Genomic DNA, 19807 nt, shown 5'->3' with positions numbered 1-19807 from the left:
CACCGCGCGGCCTCGCTTGATTCTACCTGTGGAGCAACGGATTTCGCTCTTACGACACCGGACCCATGAACTGCACCAACACCGCATCCCAGACCGCGGCATCCGCATCAGCGACCGGGGCGACGTTCGGTGTCGCCGTGTACCCCTTGCCCGCGATGCACGACGCCAACTGATCGACCGACATCCAATACTCGTACGGCCGGAACCCACTGTCGGCGACGAACACCTCCCGGGTCTCGGCATTGAATCCGACGACCGTGAAGTAGTGGTAGACCGTCCCGCCGCCGTACGCGGGTTTCTCGCCGCGGGTTCCGATCGGGTAGTTCGACGGCGGCACAACGACGTTGACGACGACCGCATAGCCGCCGAGGATCGACGCCTGAATGTCCGACCACAGCAGCTCACGCTGCGCGGGCGTCGCATCGTTGCCGGGGATCTGGCGAGTCACATAGTCCGCATCGACATTCCGATTCAGCAGGTCCATGATGAGCCCGATGTGGCTCGTCCCGTTACGGGTCGTACCCAACTGCTTCGCCAAATCCGTTTCCGTAGACCCGATCCCCCGCACATCGAGAGCAACCTGCGTCGACGCAGGACCACACCAATATCCAGTCTCTTGCGGGATGATCGTCGTGTTGTGAGACAGAACGATGTCAGCCATGAAACGCTCCTCTAATTCGTTGCGAGGGTGGCGGCGTTGATCATCGAGAACAAACGCTTGATACGCTCCTGCGACTTCTGCCCAGGCGACTTCTCCGGCTCGTCATCACCGATGACAGTCCGCACAACCACCCGCTCATCACGGTCGTCGTTGACCTCGATCGACTCCACCCGATCGAAGAACGTCTCCCCCTCGTCCTCCCACCCGACAAGATGACCCAGGTCGTAGTCGTAGAACGCACCGAACGGTGCCCAGTCGAGAACCTCGACCTTCGCGCGGCGCTTGCCGGCGTTGTCGAACAATCCCTGTTGCGCGTTCTGGAAACTGGAGAACGTGTAGCCCGCGGCACCGCCGTTGACGAACTTCTCTGGGCGAGCGAACTTTCCGTGCTCGCGTTTGAGTTTGTAGTTCGTGGCCTTCATGAACGCCAGGAACACATCGTCCAAGATCCCCGACAGGGCCCCTGCGACGCCGCCGATGATGCCGCCGAGGCCACCGATCGGGATGGACAGGAATGTGAGCACCGATGTGGCGAGCGCGATGATGCCCTGCTCGATGGCGAGCTGTAAGAGTTTGTTCAGCCAGGTGGGTGATTTGCCGCCCACCACAACCGAATACGCTTCCATCGCCTTCGCAGTGACAGTCGCATCGATGATTCCCTCGGAATCCTCCGACCACACGCACGACGGCAACTCGGTCTGCTTCAGCTGCTTCGAGATCAGATCCGCCAACCCGGGCAGGAACCCGCCGAGCAAACCGTTGATGGAATCTGCGATGGTCTCCGAGATGGTGTTCGCCAACCCGTCGACGATGAACCCGGTGTTGAGTACTCCACCGGACTTCGGGCGGTCCACGACATCGACGATGATCTGCGACTCGAGCAACGTCAGCCGGTCCGGCATCGGTTGAGGGTCACGCCCTTTGATCCACATCCGCATCCGGATCATGCACGACGAATCCTTCAACACCCGCTCGAACAGTTCGTCGAGCGGCACCATCCGGGCCTGCATCGTCACCCACTCGGAGGTGTCACGCAGAATGTCGTACGGCAACAGGGTGATCGGGCACTGCCCAGTGCGGAACTGCAACCTCCACACATTCCGCTGCAGATACCAGTAGATCCCCGACCGCAGAGGACCTACATACAGGTCCTCCGGTGGGAACTGCACCTCCTCGAAACCCGGCAACGGCATCGGGTACGCCATGATGCAGGCCAGGTAGATCTGCATGTCCACCAAGTTGACCGTGATGGTCTTGTTGCCCTTGATGCCCTTACGGATCGCCTCGTCGACGAGACCGTCGTAGTTCCGGCCGTTGTACGTGACCCGAATGAACACTGTCGTCGAGTCGCACTTCATGATCTGGCCGGCGAACTCCGACGACCCCGGGATGACGATCTGCGCAGGCCCGATCTTGTTCTTCACGAACTTGATCCGGCACGACGAGTAGTCGACGATCATCCCTACCGGCTTGATCTCCGAATCGAACAGTTCCACCTCGAACTCGGCGTCGACACCACGAGACGGTGGGACGTCGAGCAGTTCCCGCCACGCAGCAGCAGACCACGCATCGAGCGGGACATGGGAGGCATCAATGACGGGTGCAGTCAAAACGGCCTCCGTGATTTCGGTTCGATCTCACACACCGCAGACGACGCAGCGTTACCGCCGATGCACCGCAGCAGAGTCATCGGCAACTTCCGATGCCCGGGGACGGCGTTGATTCCTCGGAATCGTTGAGCTCCCATGTCGCGGTAGAAGAACTGGCGTTTGTTCGACTTCGGGGTGCGGGAATTGTCGGTGTGAATGACTACGACTTCCCCGGACTGCAGGTTCGGTGTGGTCACCACCGCATCCCCGGTGGGGCCGACCGGGAGCTGAAATACCCCGGGGCCCTTCAGCGTCCAGATCGGCATCGCTTTCCGGTCACCGGAGTTGTAGATGAACTTCTTCGCGGTCGGCTGCCCGTTCACCCACGTGAACACCTCGGTGAGTCCGAACCACCACGGCCGCTCCACGACGACAGGAATGAGGTACGGCTGAAACTGCTCGAACTCGGGGTCCTGGTCGTGGGTGATCTGCGGCATGTCCGCGAGCCGGAAGTCGCAGAACAACGTCCCACGCCGCTTCGAGTTCACGAACAGGCGTGACTGGAACTCGTAGGCGATGTCCTGCCAGAACGAGTCGTTCACGTCGCCGAACGGACGACCCAGAGTGCGATGCACGTACACGGGGATCTGGAACTCGCGAGGCTCGACGACCGAACCCAACCAGATTGCGCCGTCACCTCGAGCCGACTTGAACCACTGATGGGTAGCTTTCGGCTCGACGTAGTCCGCCCAGCCGGTCGCCATCACCACACCCCCATCGGGACGTGGTGTTCCATCACGCTGAGCTACCTGGTGATGTTCGGACAGTAGCCAGGACCGTTCCGGGAGATACTCTTTCGGTCCCGGACCGGCGATCGTCACATTCGCTGTGCCGTCAGGGAAGAATGTCATCCCTGCACCCGCACAGACAGACCCTCGAAATGCTCCTGGACGCGGGCTGCGCGGACACCGGCCTTGACTTCTCGGCGGTCGTAACCCTTGGCGTTGATGGTGATCGGTCGCTGACCGGCGAACGGATCCCCTGCAGGCGCAGCGGCCGCAACCTGCGACCCGCCCTTTGCCAATGCTGCAATCATGTTGCGCTCCGACTCCAAATACTTTCGCTGATCGTTGGTCAGAACCAGCTCCGAGAAACCAGACATGTTCGCTCCCAACGTCCCCGACGCCCACTCGCCACCGGTGTCGAACAACTTCGGGTTCATCGCCTTCATGAACTCCTCGATCCAGTTCGGGGCACCCGGGGTGACCGGCAACTGGGTTTGTGCTTCCTCCGGTGAGATCTGCATCTCCGGGGGATTCATCGCAGCGTTCAGGCCGACCATCGCCAGCTTCCCGACCACACCCATGTCGTCGGCCCCGTAATAGCCGAGAACATCACCGACGTTCTCGGTCACGGCGGACCCAACGATCTCGCCGAGAGCGGCCGACCACTGATCAGCTGTGGTGAACGCACCCGTTCCCGAAGACCCACCGGACTTACTCTTCGTCAGCGCATTCCGGGCACGCTGCAGCGCACGGTCCGCGTCGGCCTTCTCCTCCGGGGTGGATTCCGGGTCGGATGCCGCATACACCTCGTTGCGTTTCCGATTCGCCTCCACGACAGCTGCTTCCAGATCCAGGCGCGACAGTTCGTCGTCGGTGTAGTTCGTTGTCAGCTCCGGGGCCTGCGGGGCAGGAGGGGTATCCAGTCCATTCGCTGCAGCATTTTTCTTGGCTTCGAGGTCCTTGACCTTCTGCTCTGCTGCGGTGATTTTCAGGACAGCCTGCTGCCGGTCCGCTTCGGACTTCTTACCGTTCGCGAACGTTTTGTCGCGGGCCTCTTCCGCCTGCTGCACCGCGACGACAGCACGCTCGAGCGCGATCTGGTCCTTCTCCGCCCACGTCGCCTTCTTCGACGTACCCGAGTACGAGTAGCCGCCGACCGATGTTGCGGAACTATCCCCGCTGACCGGGGGTGAAATCAGTTCCAGCGGAAGGTGGTACAGGCTCGTGAATTGTGGATCGAAAGCGCCAGCGGCGGTCCGGCCGTACTGCACGCCGCCGCCTGCTCCACCGGACTCGATGTTGATTCCACCGACCGTCGCAGACATGTGTTCCTGCGACGTTCCGACGACGAACAGATCCGATGGCGATCCACCCGCGACCAGCCCAGCGGTCATCCCGTCGAGCAGTGAGTAGGTGGTGTAGAGACGTTTCGCTTCTCCACCCATCGCTATTGACTGCGCGGCCGACACGACAAACGAGCAGTCCCGAGACCCGGGAACGTACTCCATTCCGTCCATACCCTGGACGTACTGCTGCGCCGCCGTGACGCCGTCGATGACACCGCCGGTCGCATAACCGGGGAGCTTCGGGAACGTGCCCGCATTGATCTGCTCGAGCTCCGCCGGATACTTCTGGGCCATCGTCCGGCGGGTGATTGCCTCCCCGCCGTCGAGACGCACAGCAGGCATCCCGCCGATGAGACCGAGGAACCCATCCACAACCTCGGTACCCGGACCGGTCGTCGGCAGGAACCCGCCGTCGGCCCTGCCTGGGGGGGTCAGCACAGGAGCGACCGGCCCCTGCACACCGTCGCGGTTGAAGTCCCTCTGAGCCTTCGCAGTCAACGCGGTGTCGATCGTGACCGTCAACGTCTGCGGGATCAGCAGATCCCGGATCTTGTCGCGTGCCGCCTGATCCTGCGCGATGATCTCGAACTGCCCATCAGGCAACTCTCGGACCGTAATGCCGATGTCCTCGAGCTTGGAACGGGCATCGTCGGACAACGACTGAACAGTGATGGCTTTGTTGTCGGGAGTCTCGTCGAGCAGCCGCTTGATGTTCTCCAACTCGGCAGTGACCACGCCGGCATTGGGGACCAACAGATCCACGAGCTTCTCCGGGGGAAGAATCCCCAACGCGGCCGCGAGCGCATCGACATCGACGCCGGCGAGTCGAGCACCCTCCGATGACTTGAGGAACGCGTCGTAGATTCCCCGCGACGCAACGAGCGCCGCCTGCCGTGCCTGATCCTGGGACTGCCCGTTCTTCAGCGCATAGTCTTGTGCGGCCTGCGCCGCGGCAGCCATGTTGTCGCGGACCCCGTACATGCTCTCCGACAACGCACGTGAGGCATCGGTGTTCAGGCTGATACGGCCGGTGGTCTGGTCGATGATCGTGCCGTAGTCGAGGATCTTGTTACCGGCAGCATCGACGGCACCGGTATCGGCTGCCGCGGCCCACAGTTCCGGGAGTTGCCCGATCTGCTCGTTCGCCGCGGCGACTGCGGCGTCGAATCCCTTAGCGCCGCCCGACAGAATGTCGAGAGCATTCTTCAGGGCTGATGTCTTGTCTTCCGCCGAGGCGGTCGACGACGAGAGAGTGTCCATCGACTTCGCGAGATCCCGGGCAGCCGGGTCGGCATCCGCCAGTGCTTGAGCTGCCTGCTGCGCCTGTTTCTGAGCCTCGCTCAGATCAGCGTTCATCGAGCCGAGCTTGAGGCTCAGATCGACAGCGTTCGTGCCGGACTCACCGAGCCCGTCCGCGAAGTCCTTCAGCCGGATGGTGCCTTCACCGGAAGTCTTGTTGTGCGTATCGAGGGCACCGTTGACGCGATCCTGCGCGTCGGCATCACCCATCAGTGCACGCGTCAGGTCATCGGTGGAGATGCCCATTTCCTTGAGGGCATCAGCTCGGACCTTGAACGGTCCACTGCCTTCGAGGGCTGCCTGGGTCTGCTCACGCAGAGCGGTGTTGACCTTCTCCAGTTCGGGGACGGAACCCGCTGTGGCCTGAGTGAATTCCTGCGTCGTGAACGCAGCGTCCTTCATCTTGTCGATGTAGCCGTCTTTGGCGAGTGCCTCCGCGTTGGCCTTGATGCCGGCTTCGGATAGTGCGCCGGTCTCGGCGTCGAGGTTTCCGATCAGACCACTGATAGCGGCCTTGTGCTCTTCCGTTGCCTGCGCAGCCTTCCGCTGATTCGACGCATACAGCGACAAGCCGACGACAGCAGCAGTGATCGCGATACCGACCGGGCCACCGAGGGCGGTGGCCAACCCACCGGCTCCGAGGCGGACAGCGGTGCCGGTGGCTGCAAGAGCACCCTGGGTGCGGGCCAGCGACTGACCGGCTAGCGCCGCGGCACCAGCAGCGCCGACGAACGACGATTGGATCGCGGCGATCGACGGAGCTCGTTGCCCAAGAGCTGCGATCGACGACCCGAACCCACCGACAGACACTGCACCGATGCGAGTCGTCTGAACCACTGCACCGGTAGCGGTGGCGAACTGGCGGGCATTCGCCGCGGCGGACTGAAGATTGGGACCGAGGTTCTGCGCGAACCTTCCTGTGTTCTGGATTGCCGTCCCGAATCGACCCAACTCGGAGGTCGGGCGGGCCATCAGGGTGCCGAATGCCGACGATGCGACACGGAACGCGACCAGCGCCAACGCTGCTGTCTGGATTGGACCCGGCAGGTTGCTGAAGACCCCCACCAGAGATCCCGCAGCTGACGCCAACGGCTCGACGACGTTCAACACGCCGGAGAGGCCTGCGGACGCACCCTGCCCGGCGGCCTGCAGAGTGTCGAGCAGGCCACCCGACACGAGTGCGCCTTCACCGAGATCCAGGAGGGCAGTCCCGGCTGTGGACGCGATCCCGACGAGGCTTTCACCGGAATTCGACAGACTCCCCCACGCCGACTCCAACATCGGGAAGTCGGACAGAGCAACATTCGACAAGGTGCCACCGAGACCAGTCATCGACGTCTGTGCGTTCGCGACGACACCATCGAAGTTGTCGAGCGCATTGTCGGCGAGGTCGACGACCGCAGTTCCGAGGGATGTCAGAGGTCCGTCGATCAAGTCGTAGAGCTGCAGCTGCAACCGCTCCGACGTGTTCCCCATCCGCTCGAAAACGCCAGGGAGTCCCTGGTTCTGGGCAGCAGCCAACGCTGCAGCAGCGCCCTGCTCACCGACCGCGGCGCGCATCGAGTTGAACCCGGCGGCACCCTGCTCGGCGGCGACACCACCGAGACGCATCGCATCCGACCCCAACAGGGTTGCGGTCGCCTGCTGATATAGCTCAGGTGTCAGGTTCTGGGACGCGGTCTGCAGTTGCCCGATCAGCGACTCCATGCCGACGAACTGGCCCTGCGCGTCATAGACAGTGAGACCGAGAGTCTCCATCGCCCCCTGGGCAGGCTTCGACGTGTCTGTCAGAGACAGCAGTGTCGACTTCAGCAGGGTGCCGGCATCGGATCCGGTGATGCCCGCGTTGGCGAGCATGCCCAACGTCGCAGACGTGTCCTCGATCGACAGACCGAACTGGTTCGCAACAGCACCCGACTGGGCGAGACCCGATGCGATGTCGGTGATTTCCGCCGACGACGCGTTCGCGGCGTTCGCCAACACATCCGACGCAGTGGCGGCATACGATGCGTCCAGGCCGAACGCCTGCAGTGCCTGCGACTGAATAGTCGCCGCCTCCGCAGCATCGATCTGAGCTGCCGCCGCCAGCTGCAGAGTGCCCTTCGCGGCCTCCATCGACTGCTCGACAGTGAAGCCGCCCTTCGACAACTCCAACATCGCGGACGCAGCATCGTTCGCGGACGTCGCCGACAGATCGACGTCGTTGCCGAGCTCCATCGACTTCGCTTTGAGCGTGTCCATCTCAGCGGCCGTGGCACCGGTAACACCGGACAGGCTGTTGAGGGTGCGAGTGAATTCGTTGCCGGTCTCGATGACCGACGCGAACGACAACCCGACCCCGGCGACGGCAGCGAACTGAGCGACCTTACCGATCAGCCCCTGGAGGGTGTCCGCGGCAGAATCTGCACCGGACTGCACCTCACTGTTGAGGGCTGATAGATCAGCGCCCACCTCGATATCTATCCGTCCACCGGCTATGGGACTCACCTCCGATGGTCGAATTCAATTGTCGGTCAGCCGATCTGCCACATCTTCCCGAGCTCACTGAGCGGGATCTTCTTCTTCTCGACGCTGCTGTACTTCTTCACCTTGCGGGCGTAGTCCTCCCACAAGGCGGAAGAATTGCGTTCCAGTCGTTGCCCGACAGGAGGGATCAGCGGGTCCGGTGGAGGCTTCGCTGCCTGCTCACGCTGCTTCTTCACCTCAGGATCGTTCGGGTCCGTGATCCACTGCCGGTACTCCGAGTGGAGCCAGAAGTCGTCACGGTCGACGAGCATCGCGATATTCTCGGAATCGAACCGGGACTGCGCATCCCAGTCGAATACCGACCGCAGCAGTGACGTGAACTCGCGATGCGGAAGAGCTAACCCGTCTGCGAGGCCCATCCCGAAATGTTTCCGGAATCCTGCGAATGCTGCGCCCTGGCCATCCTCGGTCAGGAGGTAGGCAAGGGCGCTAGAATTTCCCCCTCGGCGAGAGTCGACAGGTTCACGATCCGGTTGATGACCTTCGCAGCATGAGCCGGAGGGACGGGCGGGGAAACCTTTTCCCACAACGCCGCGCCGGCGTCGTCACCGACGATCAACTGCAGCATCGACAGATGCTTACCGGCGTTCAGCAGCTGAAAGAATCGAACCGATTCCTTACCTGTGAACTCCCGCCTGATGTCAGCGTCGACACCGAGCAACGTCACCTCGAGAGGTGGCAAGGGTTCGGTGGCAAGGCAATCCAACAGATCGAGTCGCTCGACCGTTGCCGCCGGCTCAGCATCGCGCTGAGCCGGACGGGCCGTGGACTTACGTGGGGTGCTCGGCATGATTGATTCCTAAGCTCAGATAGCGAGCGGGTTGGTGTTCGTGTACGGGACGACCTCGGACAGGGCCAGGAGTTCCATGTCCCAGCCGTCGATCTTGTCGCCACCCAGATTTCGCGCCGGAGGGGTGAACAGGGTGACCCGCGAGCAGTACAGAACCAGCGAATCCTCGTCGTCGTACAAGCGGAGCAGGATCGCGAATTCCTCGGAATCGCCGACATCCCAACGGAACACGTCGGTGGAACCGACCTGCGTGATCGCGCCACCCTGCAGCACCGTGGAGACGGTGGCCTTGGAGTAGTCGACGGGCTTCATCTTGAAACGGTCGGAACGAGGTCCGCGGGCCAGCTTGTACGCCGACTTGCGGTTGTTCCAGATGTTCAGTTCCTTGGTGTCCTGGGACGGGTTCTGCTCGAACCCGGCCTCGATGCCACCGAACGGATCCCACACGACCGGGGTGCCAGTACCAGTGGAAGGGGAAGGGGCGAACGGGTTCGCTGGGATGAGGGTGCCTGCAGGGGCGCGGAAAGCGTCGCCGTCCTGCCAGACATACGCCTTCTCCGGATCTACGTAAGTGCTCACGAAAGTACCTCCTTGATTGGCTCACGCTCGTGAGCTCTTGTGGAAGCCCCACCCCTGGACATGCCGAGCAAGCAACACCAGAGGTGGGACGTTATGGCCGCCGGATAGGCGGAACAGGGGCGCGAAAAGCGCGCTAGCGGACGACGACTTTCACGTCGAACCGAGTGATGGAGCGGAACAAGGGAAGATCGACGCCCCGCTGCCGGTCGACTTCGGTGATCGGCCCGTCGATCCATTCGGCATTCCATGTGCAGTTTCGGAACTTCTGCTGCCGGGCCTTGTGGATCAGCCGGGCACCGAGATCGCCGATGTTCCAGGCCAGTTCCTCGGGTTCGACATCGCCGCCGAGGATTTCCCACCGCGGAACCCACACATCGATCTGGATGAGCGGCCGCCGCAGCATGGGGTCGACCCCGTAATTCGATGGCGCGGTGATCGTCGCGAACGGTGCCGTGATGTCCCCAGGGGGTAGATCGCCGGTGACGATCCCGTCCGCAGGGCAGAGTGTCGTGTACTCGTCGATGCTCCGCAGGAACTGGCGGATAGCGCCAGGTACGTACGGTGTGGACGTCGTCATGCCCTACCTCGATTGAAGTAGTCACGTTGGGCGCGTGTCACCATCCGAACAGTCCCGGACCGAGTCGTGTAGCTGACAAGGTTGCTCCGGGAAGATGAACCGCCCCTCCGTGGTTGGAAGCCGCGATACCTACCGAACTCGCGAGCCGCACTGGTGAGTGTCGCCAATGCACGGCGCTGCGAAGTGCCGTATTCCTTCCAGAAGGCTTCCGGGTCGTCGTCTTCGACGTACACCCGTGAGCCCTCAACGAGAACACTTGCTCCCCGCTGGAACTCACCAGTGCGGTTCGGGACTGTTGCGTCGAATCGATTGAGGATCTTCTCGGCAATCTCGGTACGACCTGGCGTCGAAAGGCGTAGCGCTTCCGCCCGGAGTTGCTCCCGGTAGATCGCGACGCGGGCCATGTCAGGCTCCGGCGACCCGGGGGCGACGCGACTTGTCTTCAGGCGGAACGACGACGTCGGGGATCTTGTCGGCCTTCACTTCGGCCGGCGGATCCACAGGCGCAGCATCCGGGGCGACTGCCTCATGCTTGTCGTCGTCCTTCGACGTGTCTCGGACATGCCGTTCGTACAGCTTCGAGTTCACATCACCCCACCGCGTGTTTCCGTCGGCGTCGGTGAACTTGACGATCCCCGACTTCGGGGTCTCAGTAGTGGCTTCGTCAGCCATGATTCACTCCTTCATATCGCTGCTCGCGCGCACGATGGCCGCGATATAGCGGGGTTGATGATTACGATTCCGCCGGGGCCGAGTCAGACCGACGACGTGCACAACAAGTCCGTCAGGGCCCCGCAAGCGGTCCTTCGCGCGGGGAGGATCCAACACCGACCCGTCGAGAGGGGCCGGTTCGAGCAGCAGCACGAACGAGGACACAACATTCCCCGGATACAGTTCCGTGTTCCCCGCATCGACCGATGAAGACGACAACTGGCGTTGCTGCAACAGCCCCGCATACGGAATCTCCGTCGGCGGAACCGGTTTCAGCACACCAGTCGACTCATCGGGGACACCCGGGTTGTCCCGCAGTAGAACCCACCGCTCCACGAACCTCATCCGGGAGCAATCGAAAACGAGGAACCCTGCTCCGTCTTCGGGGACAGGCGCTCCTTCTGCCCGGCCGACAGATACACGACCTCTTCCATGTCGACGGACTGGAAGTTGTACTCGGTGGTGATCTCCGGGAACTGCTCGGACTTGATGTTGGTGCCGACCCGCATGCTGTCCAACGCGCGGGACACGACGACGCACATGATGCCTTCGACGAGATCCCGGTCCAGAACAGCATTCTGGACATCGGTATCGAGAGTGGGGACTTCATCCCGGACGACTGCCGACGCGAACCGGATCAGTCGGAGGACCTGCGGTTGCTGCGCCTCGAGGAACACCTCTTGACGCCACTCCTGCAGGTCCACCAACTCGATCAGCGGGTAGGCCACAGGTCAGGCCTTGGCCCCAGCGGCAGCCTTCGCTGCAGCAGCTGCTGCACGCTTCTCAGCTGCGGAGGGCTCACCATCGTCCGACTTGTCGTCGGTCTTGGTGATCAGCCCGCCGTCCTCGAGACGCTCCAGATCCTCAGCCGACACATCAGCCGGAACGAGAGCGCCCTTGTAGAGCATCTTCAGCTTGCCGTCTTCGCCGTTCACGCCGACGAGCGGCGCGGTGACTACGTATCCCATGTCAGACCTCTCAGATTCCGGTGATCTTGATGGCGGCACCGGGCTCGTTGACGTACGGAACGCAGACACGGCGAGCACGGACACGCCACTGGTCGTTGTCCTCGTCGCGGATCGACTTCGTCTCGACGACGTCACCGGTGTAGCCCTGGCCGAGCTTCTCGTCGGCGATACCGCCGAGAGCATTGGTGTCGATGATCCACGCGCCGGCCGCAGGCAGGTTCGGCGTCGGGAGGATCGTCAGACCAGCGACGACACGGAATTCGCCGGTGTAGACCGAATTTCCCTTGTCCTCGCGTGCCATCAGAGTCGACAGCTTGTCGTCGGATGCCAACAGCGCCCACGTCGCGTCGTCAACGACGATGGCGTTCGGCTCGTATCCCTTGTTCAGGGCTGTGACCTTCGCCTTCGCGAGCATGATGTCCCGGAGGATCGTCGACGTCGAACCAGCCCACGAAGCAGCAGCTGCCTGAGTCGCGGTGACCTGCGACGCGACGAGGGACAGGGCGAGACCGTCGACGGTCTTCACCAGAGTGTTGACCAGACGCTGGAATGCCTTCTCCACGGGAGAGAAGTTGGAGCGCTTGATCTTCTCATCGGTGATGGGCACGTCCTGGCCCCACTTGGTGACCTTCACGGCCTGCGGAGTTCCGTCACCGAGACCGGTGAGCGGGTACTCACCGCCCGGGCTGATGGCCTCGGGTGCGCGGTCGGTGTACAGCGGATCGTCCTGCTCGAAGACGACTGCGCCACCGGACACATCGGTTCGGGAGGTCAGAATGAAATCCGACACGAAGCGCTGTGCCGCGATGGTATTGATGCGGCGTGCAACGACGGACGGGGTAGCGAGGTACCGGTTGATCGATTCGATGTCACCCGAATAGACGGGCGGCCCCGCTGGGTATGTGATCGCCATAGTGGCTCTCCTTCAGTACTGGGAGCCGCTGGGCTCCAGAGGGATTGAGGTGGGTCGCTCAGAAAGCGACGCGGACCTTGCCGGAGGCGGCAGCGGACGTTGCGATACCGACGACCTGGGAGTAGTCGGTTCCTGCGCCGATCGTGGCGACAGCACCCGCAGCAGCGGGGAGCACTCGAGCGCCGGCGGCGATAGCACCGGATGCAGCGAGCTCGTGGACACCACCGCGGTGAACGGTGACCTTCTCGCCGACGGCAGCATCGTTCGCGGCGACACCGACCCACGCTGACGTTGCAGCGGTTGTGGGAGCGACGGTCTCGTTGCCGGAGATGAACACCAGCTGACCGCCGGTGACAGCCACAGATGCCGTCAACGGGACGTCGGCACCCGGCTTCCGGATGGGAATGTATTCGGCCATGTCAAGGCCTCACTTTCAGTTGGATTGTGGGTGGAACTGCTCGTACAGCAGCTCTTCCGGCGTCATCGGACGTCCGGGTTGCGGCCCCTGCGAAGGAACCGGCGCGGGAACACGCGGTGCGTTCGGGTCCACCGGAGGAACCGGCGGTACAGCAGGAGCCAGAGTCGGCTGGATGGTCGCCCAATCAGCAGCCAACTCTTCGGGCGTCGCGCCCTTGAGTCGATCGATCCATACAGCGGGAACCGAATTCGTGATGGCGAACCGAAGCCGGAGGTTCTCGGCTTCCTTCTCCATTGCAGCCGTAGCCTTCTCGGACGCCAGATTCTGCGCCCGCTCGAGCTCGGACAATTTCTCGTCCGCGATCTTCTTGGCATCGGCCGCCGCTTTGTCCTGAAACTCCTTCAGCGCCTTCTCAGCTGTCGCACGTGCTTCTCGTTCTGCATCGAGCGCCTTCTTGCCAGGGTCACCGAGACCCTCGGGGTACTCCGGCGTCGCGCCGGGAGTAGGAGCAGGAGTAGCGACCGGTGCCGGAACAGCAACAGGTGCAGGTTCGACAGGGGCTGCCGGGGTGACTTGTGGTGCCACCTCGGCGGGAGTGGGAACAGGAGCAGCCGGAACGGGAGTGGTCATAGGAATGGAACCTCCAGGATGGGTTGGAAACGTCATCGCGACGTCGAACCACCCCAGATCGCCTGGAGTGGATGAACATCCCCGCTGTGCGGGGAAGAATGTGGGCATCAAAAAACCCCGCAGCGCGTGGCGTACGGGGTCAGTGAGCGATGGAAATCAGAGTGAAGACAAGTCTCCGGATCGAACGATTCCGGAGTAACGGGAAGCTATCTGGTCGAATGCCACGGCGGCGGGAACGCTGCTCCTGGCAAGCGATTTCAAGCCGACGCGGATTGCGTTCGCAGCGTCCTGGTCGGCGTTGGGAACCCAGTTCAGTTGCACCGAGTCCGAATCATTGGTCCACAACAACCCGAGATCAGGTAGCCGCACCCAACGCCCCGGGCCAGACATGTTCACTGCGTACGACGCACCGCTGATGGCGCGCGCACCGACATCGGAGGGATCCGACAGGCTTCCCATCTCACCCCCCGATCCGGTCGGGATTCTGCCCGACCACTCGTGCGTACAGAATCAGATGGCGGCCGTTCTCGGCCATGCCGGTGATCTCGTACTCTACGCCGCGGCCGAGGACCAGCTCGTTCTCTTCCGGACCGTATGCCGCCAAACCTTTCGGGTCGGCTTTACCGTTCGCGAGACGTTCATGCGACGACACGTACAACGCCTGAGTGCCTTCCGGAACATCGAGCACGAGTTGGAGTTCGCCGGTGTTCCCGAAACTCGACGACGATTCCATGGACGTCGACATAAAGCCGTCGTCCCTTTTCACGTCGCCGATGAGACTGGAAGCCTGAGCGGTTCGGAGAGAGCCGTCGCGGCTGATGCCGAGCACTCGTTCTTCGACCATTCGCGAAACCCGAATGTTCTCCGGTATCCGCGGGGCCGCGGCGATGACCCTGACGAGTTCTGTGACGTTCTCGAGCAGCTTCGTGCGCTCGACCGGGTCGGTGATGTTCCCGAACGAACCCGGCGCATGGGCACCGTCGCCGCGGAGCCCGCTGTTGATCGCCCGGTAACCGTTTCCGGTGTACTCGAGGATCATTGCTCGCTGCTGGGCATCGAGACCGTCGGCGTACCCGTGCCACACGTCGAAGCCGAAGTCATGCCCTTCGTCGTCGGTGAACACCCGAGCTGGCTGGGTCGCCTTGTACGTGTTCTCCGCCGCGAGCCACGCGGTGACGTCTGCGGTGTATTTCGACTCCGCGGCCAACCACGACTTCGTGTCATCGACGTTCTGTTGGAAGGCTGCGCGTTTCGCCGCCTCCGTTGCAGCGACCGCATCGAGATCAATGACCGGACGGACCGGCTTGCGGATATCCGGGACCAGGCCCGTTCGTGAACCAGCACCGGATACAGGGCCTGACCGGTCCAGGATGTATCCGTTCGCTCGAAGCAACCGCAACGCATCTTCACGGGACTCAGCGAGCTCCATGATTGACTCCGGCATCAACCTCGGGGTCGTCGCAGGGTTACGGCCGCGCGCACGGATCACCTTGCCGGCGACACCACGCTTCGTCACACCCTCCGTCGACGTGAACAGTTGCTGCCCATACACATCCTGGGTCTGCAATGACCCCGTTGACCCGGCCGCCGAATCCAAACCGGTAGCGCCGCGGCGGACGTTGACGACCTGCCCGATATCTGCGCCGGACCGGATCGCGTCAGCACCCGCCATGGTGAACGTCTTGTTCTGCTCGGCGACCGACAGTGAATCGAAGTACTTCACCGGATCGACCGTGATGTCACTGGCAGCATCCGCGAGACTGGGAACCGCTCTGCAGTCACAACCCGGATGCCTACGGAACGCTGCATTCCATCGGTACCAGCGGCCCGCCAACACTGCGCACCGCGAGCACGACGGCGGATTCAGCATCCGCACATACCCAGTGTTCGGGCGGGCAGTCACCGCGACGTTCGTAGCGACCCTCGAAGCGTCAGCCAGCTGGGTTTGCATGTACACCTGTAGTGCCTGCAAACCCATCCCCCACGCCGCCGAGGGACCCTTGGCTTCGACCTGTTTCCCAGCAGTCACCACAGCGCCGTACAACAGCCCATCCAGCGAACGACCATCCGATGCGACACCCGAAAACGACTCCGGCACAACATCGAACTCCGAAGCAACCGGTGTGCCGAGCTCATCCAAAGTCCCCGACACGTACTCGTCGGTACCCTCGACAGCTCGAACCTGACCGACCGACATGATCTGCACCAAAGCATCGACATTCGCAGCGAACCACACATCGAAATCAGCAGGCGGCCGAGACCCCCACACCTCCTCCGCGTACGCGAGGACCTCCATCGTCAGCCGCTGCTGACCCCGGTAATGGTCCTTCGCCGTATCAGGAAGTGGCATCGGTCAGCGGCCGCGCGAAACGGGCAGCAGGAGACGCCGCAACCGCAGCCTCATCCATCTTCGCCATCTGCTTCCGCTGAGTCTCGCTATACCCCATATCGATACGCGTCTGCTCCAACGGAGTGATACCTGCCTGGTGAAGTTTTACAGCAGCATCCGCCTTCTGCGCCACGGTCGGAGTCGACGGATCACGCCACACCGTCTCCAAACTGAAATCCCGGATCTCGAGTTCACTCTTCCCGCGCATGAACATCAGGTTGATGCGCTGCGCTTCCTCGTGAGCTCCACCGAGGAACGTGTGTTTGCGTTCGATGCGCTTCACCAACTGCGTCTCCGAGGAACGGATCGCATCGGCGGACGCGGGATTGTCACCGACGAACCCCATGTAGTGCGGGGGTAGCGCGGCCATCTGAGACGCCAACTGCGCCAACAGTTTGATCGTATTGTGGAACACTGTCAGGTCGGACTCCTCGAACGTCCCGACCTTGACGTCCTTGTCCTCGTTCGCCCAGATCCTGTTCTTCAGCATCGACCACGCCGACACCTGCTGGCCGTTCTTGTCGACGAAATCGGACTGCTTCAAACCGAACGCATACCGGCGAGGCATCGCATGGAACTCGCCGGAAATCATCATGTCCGTCGCCATCTTGTTCGCGGCATCCGCCAGCGGGATCAGATCCTTGAACTCGGTCGTCCCGTTCGGCCGCAACGTACGCGGACGGTTCACCAACGGCACCACCGGGACAATCCCGAAATTGTGCTTGTCCTGGAATTCGCCTGTCGCCCAACCGCCCTGCTTCTGCACGAACTCCGCAGTCTCCACCGGCGTGTACACCAGCGCATGCTCGATGTCGTCGAGGTCCTTCCACCGCTTGATCGCAGCAGTGACCTTCTGTGTCGCAGGATCCCGCTGCGCCCACACCTGAAACGGCGACTCGATCGAATTGATCGGAGGCATACCCTTCTCAGGGTTCGAGCCGATCGTCACATACGACCGCGACAACGAAATGGAATCGAGGTGCGCCTGCTGAGACTTCTCGTCCATGTTGTTGTACTGCCACCACGCCCACAGATCTTCGTCGCCGGAATCCTGGTCGCCATATCGGAAACCCTCGACATCCAAACGGTTCTCGTACGCATCAGCGACGAAACGGGCCCAGTTGATGACCAGCTCGGCGACAGTGTCGCCGAGCTCCTGCCGCATTGCCTCCGACATGTACTTCAAGGGCTGTTCACCCTCGTAGTAGTTGTCCCACTTTGTCAGGTTTGCGGCGTCAGCCTTCAGTCCCTTTTCGAGGACGGGTATCAGGTCGATCGGATTTACAACGGCCACGACACCCCCACCTCTACGGTTCAGAAACCGATCATTTTGTTGCTCACTGGCCGGGGTTCCGGCCAGTTGGCGGCGCGCGCATCCGCGGCCGCTTCATGCGCAAGCACCGAAGCCATTGCAGGGTCGATCTTTTGGGTCTGAGTTGGCTTGGACAGGATGTATCGCTGACCTGGCCGGGCCTTTTTCCGAGCATTCGCGACGGCAATCTCGGTCGACGAACACCCGTCGTGTGTCGTCCGGTGAGTGGAAAGGTCGGTGACGAACCGCTTCAACGCCTCATGCATTTGCGTGGTGCGGTATGTCGCCCACTCCGTGACGTGCTCAGCGCCGTACAACAGCGCCCAGTCGCCGATCTCACTACGCCAGTCCGGTGGGTCGAAATACCCGCGCAAAACGACGAACCGCGAATACACTTCGTCCATCGCCGCGTGGACCTCATCCCGGGGTATCTGCCCATCCCACTCGGCCGGATCCCAGATTGTCGGGCGACGATCCGGCCCATACCTCGGGGTGAACTGGAACCCTTCACGAGTCTCAGCCCGCAAAGCAGTGTGGTCATCCGAGTCCGAACCATCGAACCCGACACAAATCGCGGTCCCATCCGGCGGGTTAGGTAGCCACAGCATTCGCGTAGCACCCTTCCCACAAACCGGCCGGCAGCCACGACCCCTGCCCATACACAAGACGGCACCCGAAGAACCGCTCCGCCTGCGACGGATCGCGAGGAAGGATTTCCATCGCCTCGGCCTCGATCGCATCCAAATCGATATGCCCACCGCGCTCACGCAAAGAATCACCGTAGGCAAACCGGTGAATCTTCCGCCGCTCCCGCTTGTCGCCATACGACAACGACGCCGGTGCCTGCGGAAAGTCTTTGAAAATATCCTCAGCACGTGACTCGAACGTCGTCTGCGCAACAGAACTCTCAGCCGGATCCCATGGATTCGTCGTCTCGATCGACCGACCACCCATACCGGCAAGACCACGACGCTGAGTATCAGCAACCCGCTGCATATGGTTCGACTTCAACCAGATGCCGGTCTCGTCCTGCAGCGCAAACGTGATCGGGTTACCGAGGCGGGACGTCGCACTCGACGTCACCACATCGATACGTCCATTCCCCGCGAGGCGAATGAACTCCTCACCTACACGCATCAACTCGCCGAGCGGGCCGCGGCGAATCATCTCTTGCAGAGGCCGATACACGTTGTCGGTCTGCTCTTCCGATGTAGCCGTCAACTGAATCAACGGGGTCGGATACGGGATACCCATCGGGTCACCGGGCTCGTACTCGAACACGAACCCGCAACCACACCCGTAGGTCCGGCAATCGTAGGTTTCCCCACCCCGCGCCCAGCCCGCGAACGTCGACGGTCCAGCACCCTCGTTGGCAATGATCGCCGCAGTCAGAGGACCCTTTCCCCACTTCTGCGGCCGAACCAACTGCGAACGACGGTAGAAAAACGCCGGAGCCAACACCGGATCCGACGGCACCCACACCGCAGAAGACTTGACCCGATAGTGATTGCACAGGAAGAACAACTGATCGTTGTACAGGCGGAACGGCTGGCCCAGCTTGAACCCATCAGGGATGATGCAGTGCGCTTCGATCCAATCCGCAACCAGGAACCCAAGAGTCGGAAAGTTGATCGACCGATCAGGCTCCTCCACCGGGCACAACCTTCATGCGCGACCGCGAACTCGAACTCTTCGGAGCAGCAGCAACCTTCTCGGCGCGCTTCCCCTGCATCTCATCCGACGCGACGCGCCACCGATTCCGAAGCATCGCAGCAGGATTCAAACCGAGACGATCCGACCACTGCCGAGCCTCGGACAGAGCCTTCACATCACCGTTCTCGCCTATCACCAGCATCCGTACATAGATCGCGACATCATGCGACCAACCGAATCGCTCCCACTGCACAGCCTGCGGAGTCCGCCAAATCTGACGCCACACAACAGCTTCACGCTGACGCACCCGCGTCTGCAAAGCAGGATCCGCGTCCTCACCCAACGAGAACGGGGACAACGGAAACTTCGGAGTCGGCCCCGTCCTGCCTTCCGAAGGCAACGTCGTCCAACCATCCTTATCGGACGGCCGATCACGACGAAGCGCCATCGGATCAGGAGGCGGACCAGAATTTGCGCGAGCACCACCACGAGCCATATCGACACTCCATCCGAGGCATCGCGCCCCGCTCGGAAATGGAGCCGGCATCGCACCGACTCGAAGTTGTTAGAACCTGACAGACCTACGAGCGCCCTCCCCCGCGGCCAAACGTGGTGGCCCCCCGTGTGGGTGGTACTCCCCACCCCTATGTGGTCAGGGGTT

The 19807-nt window shown here is 62.2% G+C and carries 20 protein-coding genes; all 20 read right to left on the bottom strand.

Annotated elements, in window-relative coordinates; all coding sequences use genetic code 11:
• Positions 1-49 precede the first annotated feature (49 nt).
• The 20 genes from CH305_RS18550 to CH305_RS18445 all read right to left on the bottom strand — a co-directional run bounded on the left by CH305_RS18550 (position 50) and on the right by CH305_RS18445 (position 19546).
• The gene (locus CH305_RS18550; protein ID WP_094704549.1) at positions 50-661 is read right to left on the bottom strand and encodes a C39 family peptidase; all 612 of its coding nucleotides are present in this window, start codon (positions 659-661) and stop codon (positions 50-52) included.
• 11 nt (positions 662-672) lie between these two features.
• Complete coding sequence (locus CH305_RS18545) at positions 673-2271, bottom strand: hypothetical protein (RefSeq protein ID WP_094704548.1); 1599 nt, start codon at positions 2269-2271, stop codon at positions 673-675.
• Positions 2268-3161 (bottom strand): hypothetical protein, encoded by an 894-nt coding sequence (locus tag CH305_RS18540; RefSeq protein WP_094704547.1) that lies wholly within the window; start codon positions 3159-3161, stop codon positions 2268-2270. The genes CH305_RS18545 and CH305_RS18540 overlap by 4 nt, the downstream gene beginning before the upstream one ends.
• On the bottom strand, positions 3158-8131 hold the full coding sequence (locus CH305_RS18535) for a phage tail tape measure protein (RefSeq protein ID WP_256983870.1): 4974 nt from the start codon (positions 8129-8131) through the stop codon (positions 3158-3160). The genes CH305_RS18540 and CH305_RS18535 overlap by 4 nt, the downstream gene beginning before the upstream one ends.
• Positions 8132-8193: 62 nt before the next feature.
• Positions 8194-8565: a hypothetical protein gene (locus tag CH305_RS18530; protein WP_094704545.1), complete on the bottom strand. Its 372-nt coding sequence runs from the start codon at positions 8563-8565 to the stop codon at positions 8194-8196.
• Positions 8566-8615: 50 nt separating this feature from the next.
• Entirely contained in the window at positions 8616-8996 is a 381-nt protein-coding gene (locus tag CH305_RS18525) for a hypothetical protein (protein WP_094704544.1), read from the bottom strand.
• Between the two features lie 15 nt (positions 8997-9011).
• Positions 9012-9575 carry a hypothetical protein gene (locus CH305_RS18520; protein WP_094704543.1) on the bottom strand — a complete coding sequence of 188 codons (564 nt, stop codon included), beginning with the start codon at positions 9573-9575 and terminating at the stop codon, positions 9012-9014.
• A gap of 133 nt (positions 9576-9708) precedes the next feature.
• Positions 9709-10152, bottom strand: coding sequence for a hypothetical protein (locus CH305_RS18515; protein WP_094704542.1), 444 nt, complete (start codon positions 10150-10152; stop codon positions 9709-9711).
• A 405-nt stretch (positions 10153-10557) separates the two neighbouring features.
• Positions 10558-10824 carry a hypothetical protein gene (locus tag CH305_RS18505; RefSeq protein ID WP_094704541.1) on the bottom strand — a complete coding sequence of 89 codons (267 nt, stop codon included), beginning with the start codon at positions 10822-10824 and terminating at the stop codon, positions 10558-10560.
• Positions 10825-11204: 380 nt separating this feature from the next.
• Positions 11205-11591: a hypothetical protein gene (locus tag CH305_RS18495; RefSeq protein WP_094704539.1), complete on the bottom strand. Its 387-nt coding sequence runs from the start codon at positions 11589-11591 to the stop codon at positions 11205-11207.
• A 3-nt stretch (positions 11592-11594) separates the two neighbouring features.
• On the bottom strand, positions 11595-11831 hold the full coding sequence (locus tag CH305_RS18490) for a hypothetical protein (protein WP_094704538.1): 237 nt from the start codon (positions 11829-11831) through the stop codon (positions 11595-11597).
• 10 nt (positions 11832-11841) lie between these two features.
• Positions 11842-12744, bottom strand: coding sequence for a hypothetical protein (locus tag CH305_RS18485; RefSeq protein WP_094704537.1), 903 nt, complete (start codon positions 12742-12744; stop codon positions 11842-11844).
• A 58-nt stretch (positions 12745-12802) separates the two neighbouring features.
• Positions 12803-13162: a capsid cement protein gene (locus tag CH305_RS18480; RefSeq protein ID WP_094704536.1), complete on the bottom strand. Its 360-nt coding sequence runs from the start codon at positions 13160-13162 to the stop codon at positions 12803-12805.
• Positions 13163-13177: 15 nt separating this feature from the next.
• Complete coding sequence (locus CH305_RS18475) at positions 13178-13792, bottom strand: hypothetical protein (protein ID WP_094704535.1); 615 nt, start codon at positions 13790-13792, stop codon at positions 13178-13180.
• A gap of 156 nt (positions 13793-13948) precedes the next feature.
• Positions 13949-14251, bottom strand: a complete 303-nt coding sequence (locus tag CH305_RS18470; RefSeq protein ID WP_094704534.1) for a hypothetical protein — start codon at positions 14249-14251, stop codon at positions 13949-13951.
• 1 nt (position 14252) lies between these two features.
• Complete coding sequence (locus tag CH305_RS29110) at positions 14253-16142, bottom strand: ADP-ribosyltransferase (protein ID WP_179278342.1); 1890 nt, start codon at positions 16140-16142, stop codon at positions 14253-14255.
• A complete protein-coding gene (locus tag CH305_RS18460) occupies positions 16129-17475 on the bottom strand; it encodes a phage portal protein (protein WP_179278341.1) in 1347 nt (448 codons plus the stop codon). Before CH305_RS18460 ends, CH305_RS29110 begins: the two co-directional genes overlap by 14 nt.
• Positions 17476-17495: 20 nt before the next feature.
• Positions 17496-17897 carry a hypothetical protein gene (locus CH305_RS18455; protein WP_256983867.1) on the bottom strand — a complete coding sequence of 134 codons (402 nt, stop codon included), beginning with the start codon at positions 17895-17897 and terminating at the stop codon, positions 17496-17498.
• 187 nt (positions 17898-18084) lie between these two features.
• Entirely contained in the window at positions 18085-18774 is a 690-nt protein-coding gene (locus CH305_RS29520) for a hypothetical protein (protein WP_256983866.1), read from the bottom strand.
• Positions 18775-19132: 358 nt separating this feature from the next.
• Complete coding sequence (locus CH305_RS18445; protein WP_256983865.1) at positions 19133-19546, bottom strand: hypothetical protein; 414 nt, start codon at positions 19544-19546, stop codon at positions 19133-19135.
• Positions 19547-19807: the final 261 nt, after the last annotated feature.

The organism is Rhodococcus sp. 15-649-2-2, from assembly GCF_002258645.1.
GTDB lineage: Bacteria > Actinomycetota > Actinomycetes > Mycobacteriales > Mycobacteriaceae > Rhodococcoides.
This window is presented reverse-complemented; position numbering and strand designations above follow the sequence as displayed.